General features: G+C 38.5%; 16 protein-coding genes, 2 tRNA genes and 1 pseudogene. 14 read left to right on the forward strand and 5 right to left on the reverse strand.

Going from position 1 to position 21960, the window contains the following annotated elements:
• The first annotated feature begins 115 nt into the window (after positions 1-115).
• The 12 genes and pseudogenes from BLW60_RS04110 (at position 116) to BLW60_RS04165 (ending at position 12673) form a co-directional block, all read left to right on the forward strand.
• Positions 116-1270 carry a glycosyltransferase family 4 protein gene (locus BLW60_RS04110; protein ID WP_081348111.1) on the forward strand — a complete coding sequence of 385 codons (1155 nt, stop codon included), beginning with the start codon at positions 116-118 and terminating at the stop codon, positions 1268-1270.
• A gap of 100 nt (positions 1271-1370) precedes the next feature.
• Entirely contained in the window at positions 1371-2228 is an 858-nt protein-coding gene (locus tag BLW60_RS04115) for a glycosyltransferase family 2 protein (protein WP_074714610.1), read from the forward strand.
• A 630-nt stretch (positions 2229-2858) separates the two neighbouring features.
• On the forward strand, positions 2859-3560 hold the full coding sequence (locus BLW60_RS04120) for an EpsG family protein (RefSeq protein ID WP_278289834.1): 702 nt from the start codon (positions 2859-2861) through the stop codon (positions 3558-3560).
• A gap of 32 nt (positions 3561-3592) precedes the next feature.
• Entirely contained in the window at positions 3593-4672 is a 1080-nt protein-coding gene (locus tag BLW60_RS04125) for a glycosyltransferase family 2 protein (RefSeq protein ID WP_074714612.1), read from the forward strand.
• Positions 4672-5643 (forward strand): glycosyltransferase family 4 protein, encoded by a 972-nt coding sequence (locus tag BLW60_RS04130; RefSeq protein WP_074714613.1) that lies wholly within the window; start codon positions 4672-4674, stop codon positions 5641-5643. The genes BLW60_RS04125 and BLW60_RS04130 overlap by 1 nt, the downstream gene beginning before the upstream one ends.
• 55 nt (positions 5644-5698) lie before the next feature.
• On the forward strand, positions 5699-7144 hold the full coding sequence (locus BLW60_RS04135; protein WP_074714614.1) for an oligosaccharide flippase family protein: 1446 nt from the start codon (positions 5699-5701) through the stop codon (positions 7142-7144).
• Complete coding sequence (locus BLW60_RS04140) at positions 7141-8265, forward strand: polysaccharide pyruvyl transferase family protein (protein ID WP_074714615.1); 1125 nt, start codon at positions 7141-7143, stop codon at positions 8263-8265. Before BLW60_RS04135 ends, BLW60_RS04140 begins: the two co-directional genes overlap by 4 nt.
• A gap of 64 nt (positions 8266-8329) precedes the next feature.
• Entirely contained in the window at positions 8330-9367 is a 1038-nt protein-coding gene (locus BLW60_RS04145; RefSeq protein ID WP_074714616.1) for a glycosyltransferase family 2 protein, read from the forward strand.
• 12 nt (positions 9368-9379) lie between these two features.
• Positions 9380-10219, forward strand: coding sequence for an SDR family NAD(P)-dependent oxidoreductase (locus tag BLW60_RS04150; protein ID WP_074714617.1), 840 nt, complete (start codon positions 9380-9382; stop codon positions 10217-10219).
• Between the two features lie 69 nt (positions 10220-10288).
• Positions 10289-11731, forward strand: a pseudogene (glmS, locus tag BLW60_RS04155) (glutamine--fructose-6-phosphate transaminase (isomerizing)); the annotation flags it as partial.
• Positions 11732-11753: 22 nt separating this feature from the next.
• Entirely contained in the window at positions 11754-12071 is a 318-nt protein-coding gene (locus BLW60_RS04160) for a substrate-binding domain-containing protein (protein WP_074714618.1), read from the forward strand.
• Positions 12072-12121: 50 nt separating this feature from the next.
• Positions 12122-12673 carry a hypothetical protein gene (locus BLW60_RS04165; protein ID WP_074714619.1) on the forward strand — a complete coding sequence of 184 codons (552 nt, stop codon included), beginning with the start codon at positions 12122-12124 and terminating at the stop codon, positions 12671-12673.
• A gap of 680 nt (positions 12674-13353) precedes the next feature.
• Here the strand turns inward: BLW60_RS04165 and BLW60_RS04170 are convergent.
• Positions 13354-13438 (reverse strand) — tRNA-Leu (locus tag BLW60_RS04170).
• A gap of 180 nt (positions 13439-13618) precedes the next feature.
• On the opposite strand from BLW60_RS04170, the gene BLW60_RS04175 reads away from it, so the two are divergent.
• Positions 13619-13694 (forward strand) — tRNA-Thr (locus BLW60_RS04175).
• A gap of 145 nt (positions 13695-13839) precedes the next feature.
• On the opposite strand, the gene BLW60_RS04180 is transcribed toward BLW60_RS04175, so the two are convergent.
• The gene (locus BLW60_RS04180; protein ID WP_175460881.1) at positions 13840-15300 is read right to left on the reverse strand and encodes a sugar transferase; all 1461 of its coding nucleotides are present in this window, start codon (positions 15298-15300) and stop codon (positions 13840-13842) included.
• 205 nt (positions 15301-15505) lie between these two features.
• On the opposite strand from BLW60_RS04180, the gene BLW60_RS04185 reads away from it, so the two are divergent.
• Positions 15506-17860 carry a glycoside hydrolase family 9 protein gene (locus BLW60_RS04185; protein ID WP_074714620.1) on the forward strand — a complete coding sequence of 785 codons (2355 nt, stop codon included), beginning with the start codon at positions 15506-15508 and terminating at the stop codon, positions 17858-17860.
• A 166-nt stretch (positions 17861-18026) separates the two neighbouring features.
• Here the strand turns inward: BLW60_RS04185 and BLW60_RS04190 are convergent, their stop codons facing one another.
• The 3 genes from BLW60_RS04190 to BLW60_RS04200 all read right to left on the reverse strand — a co-directional run bounded on the left by BLW60_RS04190 (position 18027) and on the right by BLW60_RS04200 (position 21794).
• Positions 18027-19133 (reverse strand): cation diffusion facilitator family transporter, encoded by a 1107-nt coding sequence (locus BLW60_RS04190; RefSeq protein WP_074714621.1) that lies wholly within the window; start codon positions 19131-19133, stop codon positions 18027-18029.
• Between the two features lie 83 nt (positions 19134-19216).
• Positions 19217-19564: a TerY-C metal binding domain-containing protein gene (locus tag BLW60_RS04195; RefSeq protein WP_074714622.1), complete on the reverse strand. Its 348-nt coding sequence runs from the start codon at positions 19562-19564 to the stop codon at positions 19217-19219.
• Entirely contained in the window at positions 19554-21794 is a 2241-nt protein-coding gene (locus BLW60_RS04200; RefSeq protein ID WP_074714623.1) for a substrate-binding domain-containing protein, read from the reverse strand. The genes BLW60_RS04195 and BLW60_RS04200 overlap by 11 nt, the downstream gene beginning before the upstream one ends.
• Positions 21795-21960 lie beyond the last annotated feature (166 nt).

Below are 21960 nucleotides of genomic sequence, written 5' to 3' on the forward strand. Positions count from 1 at the left end.
TTTCTTGCGAGAGTTTTATTGTCACTTCTTGTATTAATGGTTATCTTTGTGTAATGAAGTCTGAAATTGATTTAATACTATGAAAAGAGTGCGGTTTTTGTAGCGTCTGGAATTAATGGATAACTATATAAAAATCCACTTTTTAAAAGGAGCAAAAATGAATATTAATTTTTTAACCGGTAGCTTGGCTTATAGAGAGCATAAAACAGGAGTACATTTCTTTCATGATATGTTAATTAGAAAAACAATAGAGCATAAAAAATACAATGTGAATATATCGTTTTACAATAAAGAGGAAGAAGTACGGCAATACTTGCCAGATTATGTTTGCGAAGAAAGTAATCAACATTTTTCAAATAAATTTACCAGAATCTTTGCATATATATTTCCTATTGAGTTGATCTTTGGAAAGTCGGACATATACATTTGTGATGGATTAATTCCAATAATAAACAAGAGTAAAAAGCGAGTTGCGATAGTTTTTGATTTAATGGTGAAAAAATTTCCAAATTACTATAAACCTGTTATGAGAGCATATATGAATTTTTATTTCATGAGATGCAGAAAAGCAGATTTAATACTTACCATATCACATACAACGAAGAGAGATATCGTTCATTACTTAAAAATACCGGAGGATAGAATAGTTGTTGTTCCTTGTGGGTATGTTGGGACTTCAAATAATGGGGAGTTGACAGTTGAATTTGCAGAAAAGATAAAAGAAAAATACATTTTTTATGTAGGAGATATGAGAAAAAATAAAAATCTCCTGAACGCAATAAAAGGATTTGAAAAGGCATATAGAGAAAATTCAGATATAAAGTTCTATATTGCAGGAAAGAAGAGTGGAGAATACGAAGACCTTAATAAATATGTTATAGAGCATAATTTGCAGAATGCAGTTAATTTCCTTGGTTATATTTCAGAATCGGAAAAAATTGCTTTATATAAGAATAGTTTAGGGTTACTTTTTGTTTCTAAATACGAAGGATTTGGAATACCAATATTAGAAGCAGCTTATTACGAAACACCAGTAATTACAAGTAATTGTTCTTCAATGAAAGAAATTGCGGAGGAATGTTCAATTCTTGTTGATCCAAATAAACCAAATGAGATCAAAGATGCAATTAAAAGTCTTTATAATTGCGACATTAGAAGTGACATAATTAAAAAACAAAAACGTTTACTCGATACGTATTCTTGGGAAAACATGTATTCAAAATTTGAGAAAGCAATTGACTCGTTGTATTTTTATGATGGATGTGTTTAAATGGAGTATTATAAATAGTAAAAAGATAATGTGTAATTACTATAAGATGTTTTGAAATGAGGCAGCAGAAGCATTATATTATAATTGAGGGAGACAATTAATGGGTAAGAAGCAAAAAAAGGTATCAATAATACTTGTCAATTATAACGGTATACATGACACAGTTGAATGTATAAAAAGCATTCAAAAAAGTGATTATACTAATTTTGAAATCATCGTTGTTGATAATTGTTCTGATGATAAGTTGGATATTCTATATCAGTTTGAGAAAGTGGTATTAATAGAAAACGATGAAAATGTTGGATTTGGAATAGCAAATAATATTGGTGCAGAATATGCATCAAAACATGGGGCAGACTATATTATGTGCCTTAATAATGATACAGTAATTAATAATGATACGATAAAAAAACTCGTAACTACAACGAATGATACTACTATGACCACAGGAGCTATTTACTACTATAATTCAAAGGAATTATGGTATGGTGGAGGTGAGGTATCTAAATGGAAAGGTAATTTTAGGCATAAGCAGTATACAGAGAGTAAGAATGTTACATTTCTTACAGGGTGTTGTTTTATGATGACAACTAATACATATAGGAAACTTGGACTCTTTGAAAAAGAATATTTTATGTATTATGAAGATGCTGATTTTTCTTTAAAAGCACTACAGCATGGAATCAAGTTACGTTATTTATCTGATGCTATAATTTGGCATAAGGTAGGAAAAAGCATCAATAGAAGTATAGGTGCTAAAGATTATTATTTAACAAGAAATAGATTGTATATAATCAGCAAATACAGTAATTACTTTAAATGCACTGCAATGCTGTATTTTGTTGCTTCGCGTTTGCTATATATACTGTTTGGTTATTTTAAGAATGAAAATGTAGACCCAATTATTTCTGGTATTAAAGCGTATAGAAACAAAGAAATGGGAAAAAAGAAAATATAAAAAATGTGATTATAGAAATAGAAACCAATAAAGTCTGAATAATAGATTTTTTGTATTTCTCAAATATGTGAAATGATTTATTGCATTATAAGAATCATTTCTGATGTAACAACGAAAGAGTACAGATCAGATGATATATATTATAGTATTTTTTATTTCGGTGTCGTGTTTAGAAATTGCACAGAAATTCCGGTTCCGTGGGATAGGAGCAAAAATATTTGTTCCTATTGCTTTAATTGTTCCAAGCGCATTAGCTGGTTTAAGAGACTATTCAATAGGCGGAGATATTTCAGCGTATGGTAACTACTGGTTTGAAAGAGCTTGTTCGTCTTCTGACTATTTTGAATATATTAATAATGCCAGAAGTTATTCAATTTATTATGGCTATTCGACGTTAAACTTTTTAGTATCTAGATTTACCAGTAATTCGCATTGGTTTTATTTTTACCTATGTTTGTTTGAATTAGTTGTATTGTTTGTAACACTGCTTGATTATAAAGATCGAATAAATGTTCCTTTTGCGTTTGCTCTGTAATATTTCTTGTACTATAATGATTCATTTAATAATATGCGCCAGTTTCCAGCGCTTTTAATTGTTCTATTTTCGTATAGATATGTAAAAAAAGGAAACTGTTATTTTTGGCTTTGGTAATACTATTTGCTTCTTTCTTTCACGAAACCGCATACATTGCAGCTTTGATATACCCGATTTCCTTGTTTGTGGAAGGAAGGTCAAGTCATAGTGTTATTGATAATAATCGAGGAGCGATGAAATATAGTAAAGAGAATAGTAAGAATAGAGCGTTAATAATAGTAGCTTTTTTATCTTTAGTGGTTTCATTAAGTTTAGAAAAAATATTTTTTTCATTGTCGAATATAAGCGGATTGAATTTATCAAGATATAATCACTATTTTGAAGACCAAGATGTTTCAGGCGGAAAAATTATTAGATTGTTTTTATTTACAAGTTGTTTTGCTTATTTTTTGGTAAAAAGGAAGAATAATAAAGACAACAAGATGGATATGTTGAATACTTTATTTGCCTATTCTGAGATTTCTTTGTTTTTTACATTGGGGTTATTCTCTGGCGCTTCTTCATATATAGTTAGAATGGCTTACTATTTTGATTTTTTTGCGCTTATATATATCCCATTGATTATATATAAGATATGTGATGGAGAAGGAGAGTATGAGAAGTTTAGTAATAAGAAAATCCAAAATAAGATTATAGAATACTCTATTATCGTTTTTGTGGTTATTTTATATTGGCTTATAACGTATGTAATCAGAAATGGTGCACATACTTATCCTTATGCTTTTATGAAGGAATAATAGAAAGTCAGTTATAATGAGGTGTAAAAAATATGAATAATAATCCATTAATAAGTGTTGTTGTTCCAGTTTATAATACGGAAATATCTAAATTTGAATCCATGCTTTCAACTATTAGAAAACAACCCCAAGAACTGTTTGAGTTGATAATAGTTGATGATGGAAGTAATTCTGAAGTTGCAACTTATTTGGATAGTATACCGGAAGTAATGAATACAGAAGTAATACATCAGCATAATAAGGGGTTGGCTGGAGCTAGAAATACAGGTATAAAAGCTGCTAAAGGTCAGTATACAGTTTTTGTTGATGCAGACGATGCAGTAAGTAATAATTTTTTTATTTCTGTTAAGAAATATACGGAGAAATATAATCCTGATGTTATTTATAGTAAAATGGTATTATGTAAAGAAGTACCAGAAGGTTATCAAAAATTAACTAAAAATAATTGTAGTGGAAATGATTATATATTTTATTGTAAGGCAATGAAGCAAAATGCTAAAAATGTTTTCTACTATAATAAGCTGAATGAATTACAAGAAATGAAAATGAGGATACTTGATTATCCCTCAAATAGAGATTATATAATACTTGGGTCTGCTTGCGCAACAGTATATAGAACAAGTATTATTAAAGAGCATTTATTTGACGAAGATGTTCGAATCTGTGAAGATCAAGTTTTTAATAGGCAACTTTTGCAACATATAAGTAATTGTTTGGTTGTTCCAGATGAATGGTATTACTATATTCAGTACAGTTCGTCAATGCTTCATGATCAGGGAAAAAGTGTTGATATCAATAAAACCATTACTTACTGGAACAGCTTGTTTGAGATTGACCGAAATGAAAATGCAGTGATACAGTCGATATCAAACACACATAATATTTTATTGCTTTGCGATGATATTAGAAATATCACTCTTTCCGAGGATAAGTTCTTGGTATCGCTCAAAAAGGTAAGAATGCTTCTTGGTAATAAGCTGATAAGAAAAGCTATCAAGGGAAAATGTGTGTGTGATTCAAGAAGTGAACGAATAAAAGTAATCCTTATAAAATGTCATATGCATATGTTGTTGATGCTTGCATACAAAATTCGTGGAATGTTGGTGAAGTAATGGAAAAGATTTTTTTTTATGGAAGATATAAAAGAAATACAGGTCCGCAAAATGTTAACAGAGCACTAATAGATCTTAAAGACTCTGAACTGCTTTATGTCAGATTTTCAAATAAGTATATCAGGGGCGTTGAGACCTTTTTGAAATCCAAATTATGTAAATGCGTTCTTATATCGGGGATCTGTACAAAAAGATCGTTGGATCTTATATGTAAAAATAATAAAAATGTCTGCTATCTTATGCACGGCTGCCTTGAATATGAAAATGATATAAACAATGAAGGACTAAGCGAAGAATTGATCGGCTTAGAAAAAGAAATACTTGAAAAAAGTTCAAAAATAATCTGTGTTTCTCAATATTATGCTCAATGGGTGGCAGATCGTTATCCGATATATAAAGATAAAATATACTATGCCAATAATGGATTGGTACTTGAGGACAGAAAAATACAGAGAAAAGAAGAGTATTCAGTAGCTGTTTCAGGCGGAAACAGACCGATCAAGAATAATGATAAAGTATATAAGGCTATAAAAAAACTCGGGCAAGAGGGGATCAAATGTAAATTATACGTATTTGGTGAAGTATCGGAAAATGGTTCTTCATTAGGTAAGGATATCGATATTGAAATATGCGGTCAGTTGGACAAAGATGCTTATTATAAAATGTTGGACAGAATAAGTGTATTTGTAATTGATTCGGCGGTCGAACCTTTTGGATTGGTCCTTGGCGATGCGCTTTCTTGTCACTGCTCGGTATTGGTAACTAATAATGTTGGTGCAAAAGTAACTGTTGAACCTTTAGATAAAAATAGTGTTATCGAAGATCCTGATGATATAGAAGAGATCGCCGAAAAGATAAAATATCTGATCGATAACAGCAACTATGAAATGCTGATAAATAATTTTAAGGAGCATAAAACTACAAGCATGGATATGCTGGATAAGATAAAGTCAATCTGTTTGCAGAAATAATGAAATATCAGATTTTGTTTGCACTATGAAAGCAAGTGGATTTAGGAGTGAATAGATGAAATCAAATTCTAAAAAGTACAGATATCTTGCTAAAAACATAGGTCTCTTAACTTTAAGCAGTTTCTCGACCAAACTTCTGTTGTTTCTTTTAGTCCCTCTTTACACCAATATTTTGACAACGACAGAATATGGAATAAATGATCTTTTTTATACGACTATCGGAATACTTGTTCCTGTTCTCACGTTAAATATCCAAGATGCAGTTATGAGATTTTCCTTGGATACAAAATATGATAATAATAAAGTACTGTCTGTCGGGTTAAGGTATTTAGTATTTGGCTCGGTTATTGTTATCGCTGTGCTGGGACTGAATTATTGCTTTGCATTTTTTGAATTTCAATACATTTTCAAAAAATATGCGGTGTATTTTTTCCTGATGTTTTTCTCTCAGGCATTATCAGGTCTGATCACTGCATATGCCCGCGGAATAGACAGGATCGCCGATCTGTCCGTATCAAGTGTGATAAACTCTGTTATAGTTATTGCATCTAATATATTATTCCTTGTTGTGTTTAAATGGGGGCTTATCGGATATTTCTGGGCAAATATCATCGGTCCGATCTTACAATGTGTGTATCTTATTTTCAGGATAGGGATACTCAAAAATTTTGATATAAGAAAAACAGATTTAAATGTTGCAAAGGAAATGAAAACGTATTCATGTCCGATGATCATAAACACAATTAGTTGGTGGGTAAACAATGCTTCTGATAAATACATAGTAATTTATTTTTTAGGCTTGGCTGCTAACGGTGTTTACTCAGTTGCAGCAAAAATACCTTCAATACTAAGTGTTTTACAATCAATATTTGCTCAGGCTTGGACTTTATCCGCAGTTAAGGATTACGATCCCGAGGACAAAAATGGTTTTTTTGCAAAAACATATGCTACATACAACTGCGCAATGACAATATGCTGTTCAGTTATCATCGCTTCTGATAAGATACTTGCAAAGTATTTATATGCTAAAGACTTTTTTTCTGCATGGAAATACGCTCCATGGCTGACAATAGCAATATTATTCGGAGCTATGTCGGGGTATCTTGGAGGTCTATTTTCTGCTGTTAAGGATTCTAAAGTATTTGGGCGTACAACTTTGATGGGAGCAATTTGTAATATTACTTTGAACTTGATACTTGTGCCTGTGATCGGAATAATCGGTGCTGCAATAGCAACTACAGTTAGCTATTGCAGCGTTTGGATATCAAGAATGCTGTATTCAAAAAAATACATAAAGCTAAAAATAAAAATACAAAGGGACTGCTTTTCGTATCTGTTGCTCGTTGTTCAATCAGTATTGCTGTATTATATTGATGGCATAAAGCTGTATTCAATAGAGATCATTTTGTTTTTAGCTATTTTTGTTATTTACATAAAAGATGTTTCGCTGGTACTTGGAAAGATCAAAAATGTATTAGTAAAGAAGAGGAAAAGTGTATGAAAATTGGCGTTATAACATGGTATACAGGGCCTAATTACGGAACAAATCTACAGGCTGTTGCTTTGCAGTGGTACCTGCGTAAACAAGGGCATGACGTGCATATCATTGATTATAATGAAGAACTAATCAGATACGAATCACATCGTACTTTCATGGAACGTTTAAAAAGACAGCCGTATAAATATGCGATGATCTATGCGAATTCTAAATACGGTAAAGAGATAGCTTTGCGTGATAAGAATTTAAGCAATACAATTCGTGAAAAGTGCATATTAACAGAAAAGGCTGATACAATAGCTGATTTTGTCACGATCTGTAATCAATTCGACCTTATCATAGTTGGAAGTGATCAGCTGTGGAACCCAGGGTGGTATTCGCCTGTCTATTATTTAGACTATGATGAAATAAAGACAAGGAGGATAGCATATTCACCGAGTTTGGGAGTAAATTCTATACCACCTGAAACCGCAGAAAAGATACGGCATGGTCTGAAGAAATTTTCAGCTATTTCTGTTAGAGAAGCAAAAGGTGCTGAACTGCTGAAACAATTAACGGATCTGCCCCCTAAGGTTACAGTTGACCCTACGTTGCTTCTTAATGAAGATGACTGGTTGTCAATTTTTCCAGGAGGAAATAAGAAAATAAGTTCAAAGTATGTATTGAGCGTTTTTTTGACCGATAATTTTAATCACTGGCATGCCGTAAAGAAATTTGCCCAAAAGCATAATCTTCAGCATATTATAGTTCCATATATGGGATTCTCATATTTTCAAAAAGGGAAGATTTGTGCAGACACTGATCTTTCAAAACTATTAGATTTATTTAGAAGTGCTGAATATGTAATAACTGATTCATTTCACATGTCTGTTTTTTCAATAATACATAAAAAGAATTTTTATGTATTTGAAAGATTCAAAGAAAATTTAGAGACGTCGACGAATTCTAGAGTAAAGAATTTATTAAAAATGGCTAAACTTGAGGATAGATATATTAGCTATAATTCGCGTCATATTAAGGATAAAAGTGATATTGATTATGACAATTCTTTGAGCTCTTTAGAAAAGGAAATATTGTTTTCAAGGGAATTCCTGATCGGTGCTATTGGAAGTGATTGTAAATAATGACTTAACCGGTGGGATAAAGTGTATTTGATTTTTTAAATCTGCGATTGGAGGTAATTTAGTAATGCAAATAGAATCAAATAATTCTGGCTTAAGTGCTAATAATTTGTCAGCCCCTAAGGTATCAATTATTGTTGCTATATATAAATCTGAAAAATTTTTGAGAAAACTAATTGATTCTATAATTAACCAGTCTTACTCTAATATTGAGGTAATACTAGTTGATGACGGATCACCAGATAATAGTGGCAAAATTTGTGATGAATATGCTTCACAAGATAGTAGAATAAAAGTAATTCACAAGAAAAATGGCGGTGCATGTGAGGCTAGAAATGTAGGGCTTTCTTTAGTTACAGGTGAGTATGTTACTATTATTGATGGTGATGACTGGCTCGAAATTGACTATATTGAATACCTTTTAAGATTAATTCTTAAGACCGGGGCCGATATGTCCATGACTGATCATATATTTACAACTAGAGATAGAGTTCAGATAGAAAAAGATAAAATTGAAGTGTGGACACCAGAAGACGCATTTTGTGCAATAATATATCCACGCATAGCAATTGGCCCTTGGAATAAACTGTATAAAGTGGAAATGATTAAAAAAAATAACATCTCTTTTTCGAGGCCTTGGTCTGGTGAGGGTCTGTATTTCTCTTCTACAGCTGCACAGTGTTCAAATCGTGTTGCTGTTGGACATCGAAAAATATACAATTATCGGCTCAATAATACTGAAAGTGGGTTAACGAACTATAAGTTGGTTATGGGGACAAATGCTGCAAAGAATATTCGTTATATAAAAGATAATAGAGCTATTGTAACCAAAAGAACAACTAACGCTTGCAATTGGCATATATGGAAAAATTACGGTTATCAATTATTTTTAATTATAGCTACTGATTCTGTTAAAGAAAATTCAAAATTATATAATAGTTGTATTAAGAACATAAGAAGAGGTTTCATCAATGTTGTAATCCATTCAGAATTAGGATTACGTTTAAAATTAAGAATGATAAGGCAGGGATTGTTTCCAGTTCAGTTTGCAAAACGTGAGTTGAATAGAAGTAAAAAAGCTTTGGCTTTAGATAAAATGGAATGAGGAAGAAAGAATATGGGATTAGGCATTAAATCTTTTTTACGAAGTATAATTATGTACACTAAAGAAGAAAAAAAAGTTCCGATTTTACGAAATCCAATTGCTGGGCATGAATTTGAAGGTAAAGTTGCTTTAATTGCTGGAGGTTCAGGTGGTATTGGATTAGCTATTTCTAAAATTCTACATAAATCAGGTTGTAAAGTAATAATAGCAGGAACATCTAAAACTAAATTAGAAGAAATAATTAAGACTTTCAATTCTAAAAATGTTTCTGCATTAGTTTTAGATTATGCTCATCCGGAGTCTTTTGAGAGCAAGGTTAATGAAGCAGTGGAGATTTTTAACAAAATTGATATATTTGTATCTTCTACTGGTATTCACGTTGATAGAGATGGGTTGGATTTCTTGAATTCAACTATTGAAGAGTATGATTCTATTATGGGAATAAATCTTAGAGGTACTTATTTTATGTGTCAGCAAATCGCAAAATATATGATAGAATCTAACATACATGGTCACATATGTTTGGTTTCGTCCCAATCAGCGTTAGAACCATCGTGGTCTCCTTATAGATTGTCTAAATTAGGAATATCAGGTATTACTAAGGGACTAGCGCAAAGATTGCTTGAGCATAATATAATAGTAAATGCTGTTGGTCCTGGACCCACTGCTACTGGTATGCAAAAGAATTATGACGGTAGCAACTTATATACTAATTTATGTCCTAATAATAGATATACAATGCCGGAAGAAGTTGCGGAGGTTGTAAAACTTCTAGTAAGTGATATTGGAGATACTATTATTGGAGATACTGTATATATGTCCGGTGGGAGAGGAGTAATTGATTTGAGGTAAGCAAAAGGTGTTTACTGTATTTACATTAGGTTTTATGCGAATGTAATTAATAATAAGGAGAATATCTTAATGTGCGGAATCGTGGGATTTACAGGAAAAAAACAGGCAGCGCCGATATTGCTCGACGGGCTGTCAAAACTTGAATACAGAGGCTATGACTCGGCTGGTATCGCTATTCGCGACGGCGAAAAGCCTGCTGAGGTCATCAAGGAAAAAGGCAAGCTGCGTGTACTTGCCGAAATGACCAATCAGGGCAAGGCTGTAAAGGGCACCTGCGGTATCGGTCATACGCGCTGGGCGACGCACGGTGAGCCCTCGGCGGTGAATGCTCACCCTCACAGCTCCGGTGACGGAAACGTTATCGCTGTACACAACGGAATTATCGAAAACTATCAGGAGCAGCGCGAAAAGCTCATCAAGAAGGGCTATTCGTTTGCTCCACAGACTGATACAGAGGTCGCTGTAAAGCTCATCGACTACTATTTCAAGAAGTATTCGTGTACTCCTGTTGAGGCGCTTGCACGAGCAATGGTGCGTATCCGCGGTTCTTATGCGCTCTGCGTTATGTTCAAGGACTTCCCGGGTGAGATATACTGCGCCCGCAAGGACAGTCCGATGATAATCGGTATCGCTGACGGCGAATCCTAAGTGGCTTCAGACGTCCCCGCTATACTTAAATATACTCGCAATGTTTACTACATCGGCAATATGGAGATCGCCAAGCTCGAAAAAGGCAGAGTAACCTTCTACAACATTGATGGCGATGTTATTGAAAAGCCTCTTACAGAGATAACATGGGACGCTGAGTCTGCTGAAAAGGGCGGATATGAACACTTTATGCTCAAAGAGATACACGAGCAGCCCAAGGTTATCCGCGACACAATCAATTCTGTTGTTTCAGACGGTACTGTTCATTTTGATTCTGTTAATCTCACAGACGAGGAAATGAAGTCTATAGACCAGATTTACATAGTTGCCTGCGGTTCGGCTTATCACGTTGGTGTGGGTCTCCAGTATGTTATCGAGAACTTGACTTCTTTACAGGTTCGTGTGGAACTGGCTTCCGAGTTCCGTTATCGTGATATGAAGCTGAACAAGAACAGCCTTGTCATTGTTATTTCTCAGTCTGGTGAGACTGCGGACACACTTGCTGCTCTCAGAATGGCTAAGGACAGTGGGGTAAAGACTCTTGGCATTGTGAATGTGGTTGGTTCGTCTATAGCTCGCGAGGCAGACAACGTTTTCTACACACTTGCAGGTCCGGAGATATCAGTCGCTACGACAAAAGCGTACAGCTGCCAGCTTGTTGCAGGTTATTTGCTTGCATTACAGTTAGCAAAGGTAAGGAAAGAAATAAAAGACGAGCGTTACAGTGAACTCCTAACGGAGATTAATACTATCCCTGAGAAGATAGAGAAGATACTTGAGAATAAAGAACGACTGCAGTGGTATTCTAATAAGCTTGTCAATATTTCGGATTCATTCTTCATCGGTCGCGGTATTGACTATGCTAAAGGAAACAAGGAGGTTCATCATGAAAAGAGTATTTATATCAATAGTAGCATTAGCAGCAACACTTAATCTTTGCGCTTGCGGAGATAATTCTGAAAATAAATCGAAGAACAGAGAAAAATCAAACTCTAAGGTTGAAACTCAGCACACAACAGAAAAGGAAACACTTCCTGATGTAGCTAATAAGTATACAATGGTGGACGCTTTTGATAAAATAGATGGAAGATTTTCGGGAGTTTATCCAACAGACCTAAGCTTCTTTTATAATACATCGAGTCTGATTATAATCAAAAAATTGGTTATGATTGCACAATTAAGGTCGCAGATACCGAAAAAATAATCATTGAAGTTAAAGCGGATTATTCTAAATATGAAGCTGACCTTGAGGAAATGGGATACAAGTTTGAGACTGATTCAAAGATGTATGAATATAGTACTGATGATATTCTGACAAATCTATTAAGAGAAGATCAACTTACAAATGAGAATGTAAAGACTATTAAGGAACATATATACAGTACTATATGTTCAGAAGAAAGCAAGGAAAACATTTTAGGAGTATACGCTTTACTTCCAAAAGAAGAAGTTTTTTTGAGTGATTTCAAGTGCTATGATAATGGAGAAACTGGATTAACGTCCAGTGGGTATGAGAAAGAATTGCTGCAAAAAATACCATCAAAACAGTTTTTTGTAATATCAAAATCTCAAAAAAACTTTTCTGAAGAAACTGAATATGAAATAAATTCGTTTGAGGTTCGTTTTGAAAAAGGAAAGGTAGCACAATGCACTAATCCAAATTCAGAGTACTTAATAGATGAAAATGGAAGAGTGGTAGAAGAAACGATAGACGAAACAAGTTATGGTGAATACTTTAATAAAATTCTTGCTGCATACGAGCAGAAAGATTATACGTTTGATGTAAAAGAAATACAGATACCGTGAAATAACTTCCATAAAAGATAACCGCCTTACTTTTTTGTAAGGCGGTTATTTCTATATTCGGTCAAAAATTGCTGAGAGATAATAAATTAAATTTTTTGGCGAAAGGGGCTGACACAGGATATATAAATGTGATATAATACAATTAGCTAATAAAAAGCACCCCCCACAAGGCATAGACAGTTTGGCGACTGACTACGCCTCGTAATCATACAGATGAATGCAACATCTGAATGACTTAGTGAGAATGCTATTTCGTGTTGCGATGTAATGTCATACATTATATTATAACATTTGTAATAGAACTTGTCAAGCCTTTCAGTTATGTTGCGATGTCTGAAAGGCTTGTCTTTTTGCCTTGTGAGTTGGCTTTGAATTAGTTTCCTTGCTAAGAAACTTGAAAACTTAATAAAAGGGGCTTGAGATGAATTACTGCGCCTTGACACTTCTACTGGATAAGATGAAGGATTGAGCCATGACGAACGAACCTATTTAGTATTACTTCATATCTTGGTTTGCCAATAAAGGTATCGACGAGCCATATCAAGGTCTTAGTAGTCAGGACGGGAAAATAAACGTACCCGAAAGCAAACGATAGTTATCAAGCCAAAAAATTTTTTTATAAAATGAAAACCTGTCAGAGTGTACGATATTTCGTATTCTCTAACAGGTTTTCAAATCTTTGGTGCGAGTAATGGGACTTGAACCCATACGTCTCTCGACACACGCCCCTCAAACGTGCCTGTCTGCCTATTCCAGCACACTCGCATTGCCCGTCTCTCGACTGCTTTAATATTATACCAGATAAAAAACAGTTTGTCAATACCTTTTTTCAAAAAAATCAAAAAAATTTTTGAGGGGGAAATAACGAGTTTTAGTTAATATAAAAAATAAAATATCCGCCTATTGACTTTTGTTTGCTGTTGCTGTATAATATTATCTGTTGATGCTGATGTGGCACAGTCGGTAGCGCAACGCCTTGGTAAGGCGTAGGTCGTCGGTTCAAGTCCGATCATCAGCTCCACGCTAAACGGCGTGAAACAGGCGTTTCTTCTTTTTGAGGAAACGCTTTTTTATTTTACTGAATACGTTTAGGGCGCTATGAGGGCACTATTTCAAAAAAACAGGGACTTTCCGTTTTAGGAGAGTCCCTTTTGTTTGTATCATTATTACGAAGCACCGCTGCCTTTGAATACGACAACGATAGTTTTGAGTATTATCTTTATATCGAGCATCAGGTTCCAGTTTTCGATATACTCGCGGTCAAGGCGTACTACCTCCTCGAAGTCGGTGATGCCGCTTCTGCCGCTAACCTGCCAAAGACCTGTAAGTCCGGGTTTTATGCTCATTCTTATCCTGTGACCTAAGTCGTACTTTTCCCACTCGTCTATTGTAGGGGGGCGAGTGCCCACGAGGCTCATATTGCCTTTAAGTATGTTATAGAACTGGGGCAGCTCATCAATGGAGTATTTGCGTATGAAGTTTCCGATACCCTTCGGTCTGCCGTGCTTGTCTTTTTTCTCACTGCCGATTATACGGGGGTCGTCGTCCATTTTGAACATCATATCGCTGTCTATCTTGTTTTTAGCCATAAGCTCCTGTTTGCGCTTTTCTGCGTCCATATACATACTTCTGAATTTATACATACGGAAGGTCTTTCCGTTCTGACCGACTCTGTTCTGCGAGAAGAAGATAGGTCCGGGAGACTTTATATATATTATGGGAGCGAGGAATATAAAGACTATCATTGTTATGATACAGCCTATGAGTCCGCCTATGATATCGGCAAGACGTTTCAGAGCCATTTCACCTGCGGAAGCAGGAGATACACTGCTTGACAGTACTCTGTACGGTCCTAAGTTTTTCATCTCTGTAATAGGCCACCTGCCGTCAGAGATAGAAGTTATGGAGTAATTGACTGTGATACCCATACGGAACAGGCTTTCCATAAGCTTTGAGGGAAGCTCCATATTTTCTGCCTGAAGCAGGAATACTTCGTCAACCCAGCCGTGAGTCAGCTTTGCGATAGTATCATCGTTGAGAGAATAAAAGGGGACTTCGCCTTCCTTCTCGCCCTCGCTGCACTGCCTGTCAGTGACCACAACGCCTGAGATGAAGTAATTGCGGTGTTCCTGTTCGCTTATGAGAGCAGACAGAGTCTTTTTTGCAATACTTCCCGACGTTATAAGGACTATTGACCTGCGGTTCTCTTTGTATTTGCTCGAATTGAAAACCCTTGCCTTGTTGAGCTGTCTGACAAGATAATCGACAAGAGTGAACGTTACCGAGGTAAGACCGAACTGGAGTCGTGATGCGGTGATAGAATGTTTTACAGCAAACAGGTAAACCAGCGAGATAACGATGATACACGATATGTATTTGACGATGGAAAATATCTCTTTCAGCCGCCCTCGTCTGAGGATACCTCTGTAATTATTTGAAAAAACTATAACAAGGAGCTGGCACGTTGTAAGGATAACTGCCTGATACTGGTAGTCATCGGTGCGGTAAGGATTAGAAAAGCTGATATGCATCCAGTAGCTTATAGTAAAGCACAATTGCAGGCATATCATGTCGAGAATGATGAAATCTCCGTGCTTCAGCCCTTCCTTTAGACCTTTATTACCCACGAAGCACCTCCGTGATTTTTTGTCCTGATATTTTTGGGACATTTTATATTATAATTATAAACCATAACGGCAAATGTGTCAAGGCTGATGCCTGTTACTGCTGCAAGAGAAAATCCGCAAGTTATGTGTTGACATATTGGCTGATATGGGCTAAAATGGAACTATAAAACGGATATGCCTAAGGCTATCGGAAAGGAATGAGTTTATGAAAATATTGAAAAGAGTATCTGCTTTTGCTTCTGCGGCTGTTATGGCACTGACGGCTTCTGCGGCAGGCAGTACTGCTGTGGCGGCTACTACTCCCGATGTTGTGGACTATGCAGAGACCGAGAACAACTGGGCAAAGCTTTTGCAGTACACGCTTTATTTCTATGACGCAAATATGTGCGGTACGGGAGTATCTGATAACAACCGCCTTTCATGGCGCGGAAACTGTCATGTATACGATTCAAAAGTTCCTATGCACCCCATTGACGATGACCATACGGGAACGAATTTGTCAGAGAGCTTCATGGAAAAGTACAAGGATATCCTTGACCCAGACGGTGACGGATTTATTGATGTTTCTGGCGGTTTCCACGATGCAGGCGATCACGTAAAATTCGGACTTCCCGAGGCTTATGCGGCTTCTGTGGTATCATGGGGCTATTATGAGTTCAGAGAGGCTTATGAGGAAACAGGACAGGCGGCTCACGCTGAGACTATATGCCGTTATTTCTGCGATTACTTCATGCGCAGCACCTTCCGTGACAAGAACGGCGATGTTATCGCTTTCTGTTATCAGGTAGGCGACGGAGCTGTTGATCACAGCTACTGGCAGTCGCCTGAGATAGATGCTATGGGCAGACCTGCATTCTTTGCCACATCAGAACTTCCTACAACTGATGATGTTTCGGAAAGTGCGGCTGCTCTTGCAATAAACTACTACAACTTCAAGGAAACCGATCCCGATTATGCGGAGAAGTGTCTCGACTACGCAAAGGCACTGTTCGACTTTGCCAACAAGAACGAGAAAAAAGTGGGACAGGGCAAGGACGGTCCTGCAAGCTTCTACACATCGAGCAAATGGGAGGACGATTTCTGCTTCGCGGCAGGCTGGCTCTATCTCATAACTCTCGACCATGATTACCTTGAAGCCTGCGAAAAGTATATCGACTATTATGCACCTCCCGGATATGTTCTCTGCTGGAACGATATGTGGAACGGTGTTGGACTTGTTTTCGGACGCATACAGGATATCTACCCCGAGGTCTGCGAGGAGACCCGTGTTGCTATCGGCAGAGGTCAGTATGAAGTTCTTGACTTCTGGGAAATGGAAGCAAAGGCTTTGAATACGGTCATGACCAAAAAGCTTACTCCTGCGGGCTACTTCCACCTTGATACATGGGGAAGCGCAAGATATAATACGGCGGTACAGTTCACGGCTCTGGTGTACGATAAGTACAACAAGGGCAAGGATAAGTATAACGAGAAAAATCCCGATTACACCTTTACAGAGTGGGCACTGGGACAAATGGAATACATCATCGGCGACAACCCTCTCGGCAGAAGCTATGTAGTCGGCTATGGTGAGAATTCCGTAAAATATCCTCATCACCGTGCAGCTTCGGGACTTACAATGGCAGAGGATCCTGCCGAGCACAAGCACGTACTTTACGGCGCACTTGCAGGCGGTCCTGATGAAAACGATGAGCACAACGATGTGACTAAGGACTGGGTGTACAATGAGGTAACTATCGACTACAATGCGGCTATAGTTGGTGCAGCGGCAGGACTTTACCTTTACAAAGGCGATAAGACCATGAAGCCAGAGGAGAATTTCCCACCTGCTGAAAAGACTGACGATACGCAGCTGTTCTCGGGTGATGATTTCTGGGCAGCAGGCTATTGCTCGGACGCTCCAGAAAAGACAGGTTCAGGCGTTACAAAGCTCACATTCTTTGTAAATACAGACTCCCTCGAACCTCACGATGATATATCCATACGTTATTATTTCAGCATAGAGGAATTCGAGAACAAGGCTATCCCGGGCAGCTTCGTACTGCAAAAGACCTACGATCAGGTAGAGACTGAGGTCACGGGCAAGGCGGCTGTACTTTCTCAGCCCAAGCAGTACAAGGACGATATCTATTACATCGAGATATCGTGGCCTGATTATGCTATTGCCAACTCCAACAAGAAGTATCAGCTCATTATCGGAAACTATTACGGCGAGAAGTGGGACTCCTCCAACGACTGGAGCAAAAAGGGCATGATAGACCTTACCGAAGAGGGCGAGGACTACGATAACATCGTAAGCGGAGTTGAGTTCGCAAAACGCTGCGAAAACGTGTGCGTATACGCTGACGGAAAGCTTATCGGCGGCACTGAGCCTGACGGCACAAAGCCTGCAAAGGTGTATAAAGTAGCTCAGCTTGTAAGACTTCGCAGAATGCTGCTTGGTCTTGAAGCTTTCAGCTCGGAAGATGCAGCTAAGCAGTTTGACTTCAACGGCGACGGAGAAGTTGATATCCATGATGAGGTAGAGCTGAGAAAGCTCCTTATCGCACAGAACGCATAAAAAATCAGATCCCCGAGGCACTGCTTCGGGGATCTTTTGATATGAGCCTTTAGTTTTTAGCTCTTAGCCATTAGGAAGCGGCTTCGCCGCTTTATTATCGGGCGGCGGAACGCTGCCCCTACACGGAACGCCGAGGGCGGCGTTCCCTACAAATATAAATCGTGATTTAGTCGCTTACATCTGTATCAAGGGTTATACTTACATGATAATCCGGGTACAGCTCCTGTGTTTCGTTAAGGATATGCTGATATATCTCGTCGATATCGGGAGCTGCAAAGTCGATGATGATATCGAAGTGTATGGTCTTATGCTCCTCGTCAAGGTAAAAGCCGTGTATCTGGAGAAGATGCTCGTGTGACATTACGTTCCTGCGTATCTCCGAATACATCTGTGCAGCCTTATCATTTGCGGTATTAGCAGCGTATACGCTTATACCTGCAAGTATCACCCTGTGCTCTGTAAGCACCTTTTCGGTGATGCGGTGTTCAAGCTTGTCAAGCTCTGCAACTGTAAGTGTATCGGGTACTTCGATATGCACAGAGCCTATAAGCGAGTCGGGTCCGTAGTTGTGGAGCACAAGGTCGTATGCGCCCTGCACTTCGGGGAATGAACAGACTGTCTGTTTTATCTCCTTTGACAGCTCACTGCTTATGCGTTTGCCGATGATATTCGACAGGCTGTCGCCAAGCATACCGAGACCTGATTTTATGATGACAAGGGCGATAACTGCGCCCAGCCATGCCTCTGTGCGTATATCAAAAAGGATATAGATAAAGGCGGCAATAAGCGTCGATGCCGAGATGACCGAGTCCAGCAGAGCGTCGCATCCCGAAGCTATAAGCGAGTCGGAATTTACCTTGATACCTGTCTTTTTTACGTAAGTACCCAGAATTATCTTTATCACTACTGCCGATGCGACTATGATTAGCGCGGCAGCCGAATAATCAGGTACAACAGGGTGGATTATCTTTTTTATGGACTCTACAAGTGCAGTTACACCTGCATAGAGTACGATGACCGCGATAAGGGTAGTACTCAGGTTTTCTATGCGTCCGTAGCCGTAGGGGTGGTTCTTGTCGGGACGTTTTTTTGCAAGCTTTGTGCCGATGATAGTGATGACCGAGGACATTACGTCGCTCAGGTTGTTTACTGCATCAAGGACGATAGCGATAGACGAGCTAAGAACTCCTACTATCGCCTTGAATGAAGCAAGGAAAACATTGGCAAGTATGCCGATGATACTTGTTTTAATGATGACTTTATCTCTGTTCACGGAAAAAGTTCACCTCGTTTTATTGTATAGTATAGTATGGTGCAGAGAAAAGGTGCAGCGTTACGCAGTCACGCGGAGAAAGGTTAGTAGCCGCCGCCCTTGACGTTTATCTGCTCTTCTGTAGCGGTAACATTTCCCGAGCGTCCGCACCAGCCGCAGGTAACGCGCTCCTCATTGTTCCAGCAGCTGAGCTTGCCGCATCTGTCGCACTGCACGAATTTTATGCTCTTGCAGTAAGGACAGCCGTTGAATTCATCAGCAGGGTAGAGATTACCCTTTATTTTAACTTTGTCGAAGCCCTCGTGAGAAGCTCTTTTTTCGTCGATAGGGAATGCCCATGTTCTGAACCAGTCGCCTTCCCATTCCTCAACTCTGACGCCGTAGATCCGTCGAGCTTCGGGGCATTTCATAAGTATGACTTCAGCTTTCATTTTCCTCAGCCTTTCTTTTTTGTTTTTCGCGGTATTCAGAGGGGGAGTATCCCTCGCACATTCTGAACTGGCGCACGAAATAATTATACGATGAATAACCGCACTCACGGGATATTTCTGTAACGGTCATATCTGTCTGAGTCAGCAGAGTTTTTGCATTGTCTATGCGGAACTGTATCATTTCTTCGATGATGCTCTTGCCGAAATAGGACTTGTATATCTTTTGCAGATAGCTCTTGCTGAGATATAGGCTTTCGGCTATCTCACTGATATTCCACGGCAGTTCGGGATTTTTCATTATCCTGTTGCGGAGCAGGCACAGCTTTTCAAACTGTGGATTTGATGTGGGCTCTGATATAGTATATGAGAATACCCTGTTCATTGTAGCCTTGTACATCGCGTCGGAAAGGTCGGAGGCTTCCGTGAGCTCAAAGCTGCACACACCGACTGAAAAGTCGATATTGCAGTTTTCCTCGCCGCTGCTGAACTGCGTTTCCTTGATCTTGCTGCAAAGCTCGTTGTATATAGGCTCGGCACGGGCACTGTCGGGACTTATGACGCACAGAGTCTGTGAAGCCCATGCTCCGCATATCTCCTTATTGTGTATGCATGAGCGGAGCTTCTTTGCAAAAGCAGCCATTATGCTGTTGGATTTCTCCTCGCCGCTCTGATAGTAAGCCTTTTTCAGTCCGTGAAGCTCGAATATGATACATTCTACGGAGCTGCTGCGGTTTTCGTGTGAGAATTTCTTTGCAAATTCCTGTTCGATGCCGCTTCTGTTGAGCAGTCCCGTAAGGTGGTCGTAAAGCAGGGCTTTGCTGGTATTGAGGATAGTGCGGTTCATTATAGCCTTGATACGTACCTGTTCAAGTGCAACGTTTACGTAGTTTATCCATTTTATGTACAGCGAACTGAACGAACGGGGCTCTTTTCCGAAGGATACTGCGCAGTAACCGAAGAAGTTATTATTATAATGTAAGGGCGAGATGAAAAAAGCGGACGGATAGCTGCGATCCTCATTGTAATCGGGGAGTATCTCCGATGAACTAAAAACGAGATTGGTCTCGGCTTCGCGCCATATTGCGGATTTTGCAAGAACTACCTTCATATTGTCACCGATATTGAAGCCGAGCTCCTCGGCATTCTTGTCAACGGTAGCATCGACATAGCTTTTTGTGAGGCAGATGCGCACTCTTCTCATTTTATGCAGGAAGTAGGTGTAATTATCCAGCCTGTCGGCGAAAGTTGCAATATTATCCGCATTTGTGATATCGAAAAGCATATCGCCGTAGAGCAGCTCGGACTCAAATCTGGCATTTATGCTGATATTTCGGAGTATACTGTGCCTGAGACTTGGATTTTCTGCGCAGCCGCAGCTCTCTCCGAGACGAAGCTCACCGTTTTCGTTGGGGACTTTGCCGCATATCTTTCCTGTGATTATGCGGTAGAGCCGCCTTATAGCTTCAGCTCCCAGCTGAAAGTTGGGACGGCTGTAGCTGGTTATGGACGGGCTTGCCTGATAGCCCTCAATAGACGCATCATAGCCTGTTATAGCTATGTCCTCGGGGACTCTTATACCTGCGTCGATGAACAGCTTTGAAAGCGTTATAGCCATAACATCGTTTCCGCAGACTATAGCTTCGGGGCGTTCGAGCTCGCCGCTGAGTATGCGCTTGGCGTACTTTTTCGGAGCTTCTGTCCAGAAGTCGCCGTATTCGTACCAGTCCTTTTCGATATGTATTCCATGCCTTTTCATCGAAGTCCTGTAGCCTGCAAGGCGTTCCTCGCCGCTGAAAGTGTTTCTCGGACCTGTAAGGCAGTATATTTTCCTGTAGCCGTGAACGTTTATAAGGTGGTCGGTTATAGTTTCAAAAGCGTCACGGTCATCAACAGAGGTGGTCTCAAAGTTTTTGTGGCCGTTGTAATCAAGGAGCATAACGGGCTTTTCGGTGCGCTTGCACAGCTCGTCTATCTGGCGGCAGATATCCTCGTTTTGCAGGGAATTCCTGTCGTAGATTATGCCGTCGATATTTTCGGACAATATAAGGTCGAAAATATTTTTTTCAGCGTCCTTGTGTACAGATGAAAGAGAGAAATTGTGGAGAGGTGAGATAACAGCAACATCGCAGTTGCTCTTGAAAGCCTGAGTTATGATGCCGCGGAGTATCTCGCTCTGGAATGCTATATGACAATCGGCTATGATAACGCCGATAAGTATTCGTTTGCTCATTATATCCCTCCGTTCATTTCAGCCGTTGATCGGTGTGTTCTATAACCACTTCTATATGTACTATTGTATCATATAAAAGTGATGATTGCAAGATGATTTTATATATTTAATGTTGTAATTTCAAAAAATCTCCTTAAAAAGATAGTATTTTTCATTGCAAATGATA

It is taken from the genome of Ruminococcus flavefaciens (genome assembly GCF_900108555.1).
Classification (GTDB): domain Bacteria; phylum Bacillota; class Clostridia; order Oscillospirales; family Ruminococcaceae; genus Ruminococcus; species Ruminococcus flavefaciens_P.

Excerpts from the sequence above, each read along its gene's own strand:
- BLW60_RS04110 (WP_081348111.1), top strand. The coding sequence starts at position 116 with ATGGATAACTATATAAAAATCCACTTTTTAAAAGGAGCAAAAATGAAT.
- BLW60_RS04115 (WP_074714610.1), top strand. The coding sequence starts at position 1,371 with ATGGGTAAGAAGCAAAAAAAGGTATCAATAATACTTGTCAATTATAAC.
- BLW60_RS04125 (WP_074714612.1), top strand. The coding sequence starts at position 3,593 with ATGAATAATAATCCATTAATAAGTGTTGTTGTTCCAGTTTATAATACG.
- BLW60_RS04130 (WP_074714613.1), top strand. The coding sequence starts at position 4,672 with ATGGAAAAGATTTTTTTTTATGGAAGATATAAAAGAAATACAGGTCCG.
- BLW60_RS04135 (WP_074714614.1), top strand. The coding sequence starts at position 5,699 with ATGAAATCAAATTCTAAAAAGTACAGATATCTTGCTAAAAACATAGGT.
- BLW60_RS04140 (WP_074714615.1), top strand. The coding sequence starts at position 7,141 with ATGAAAATTGGCGTTATAACATGGTATACAGGGCCTAATTACGGAACA.
- BLW60_RS04145 (WP_074714616.1), top strand. The coding sequence starts at position 8,330 with ATGCAAATAGAATCAAATAATTCTGGCTTAAGTGCTAATAATTTGTCA.
- BLW60_RS04150 (WP_074714617.1), top strand. The coding sequence starts at position 9,380 with ATGGGATTAGGCATTAAATCTTTTTTACGAAGTATAATTATGTACACT.
- BLW60_RS04160 (WP_074714618.1), top strand. The coding sequence starts at position 11,754 with ATGAAAAGAGTATTTATATCAATAGTAGCATTAGCAGCAACACTTAAT.
- BLW60_RS04165 (WP_074714619.1), top strand. The coding sequence starts at position 12,122 with ATGGGATACAAGTTTGAGACTGATTCAAAGATGTATGAATATAGTACT.
- BLW60_RS04185 (WP_074714620.1), top strand. The coding sequence starts at position 15,506 with ATGAAAATATTGAAAAGAGTATCTGCTTTTGCTTCTGCGGCTGTTATG.
- BLW60_RS04195 (WP_074714622.1), bottom strand. The coding sequence starts at position 19,564 with ATGAAAGCTGAAGTCATACTTATGAAATGCCCCGAAGCTCGACGGATC.
- BLW60_RS04200 (WP_074714623.1), bottom strand. The coding sequence starts at position 21,794 with ATGAGCAAACGAATACTTATCGGCGTTATCATAGCCGATTGTCATATA.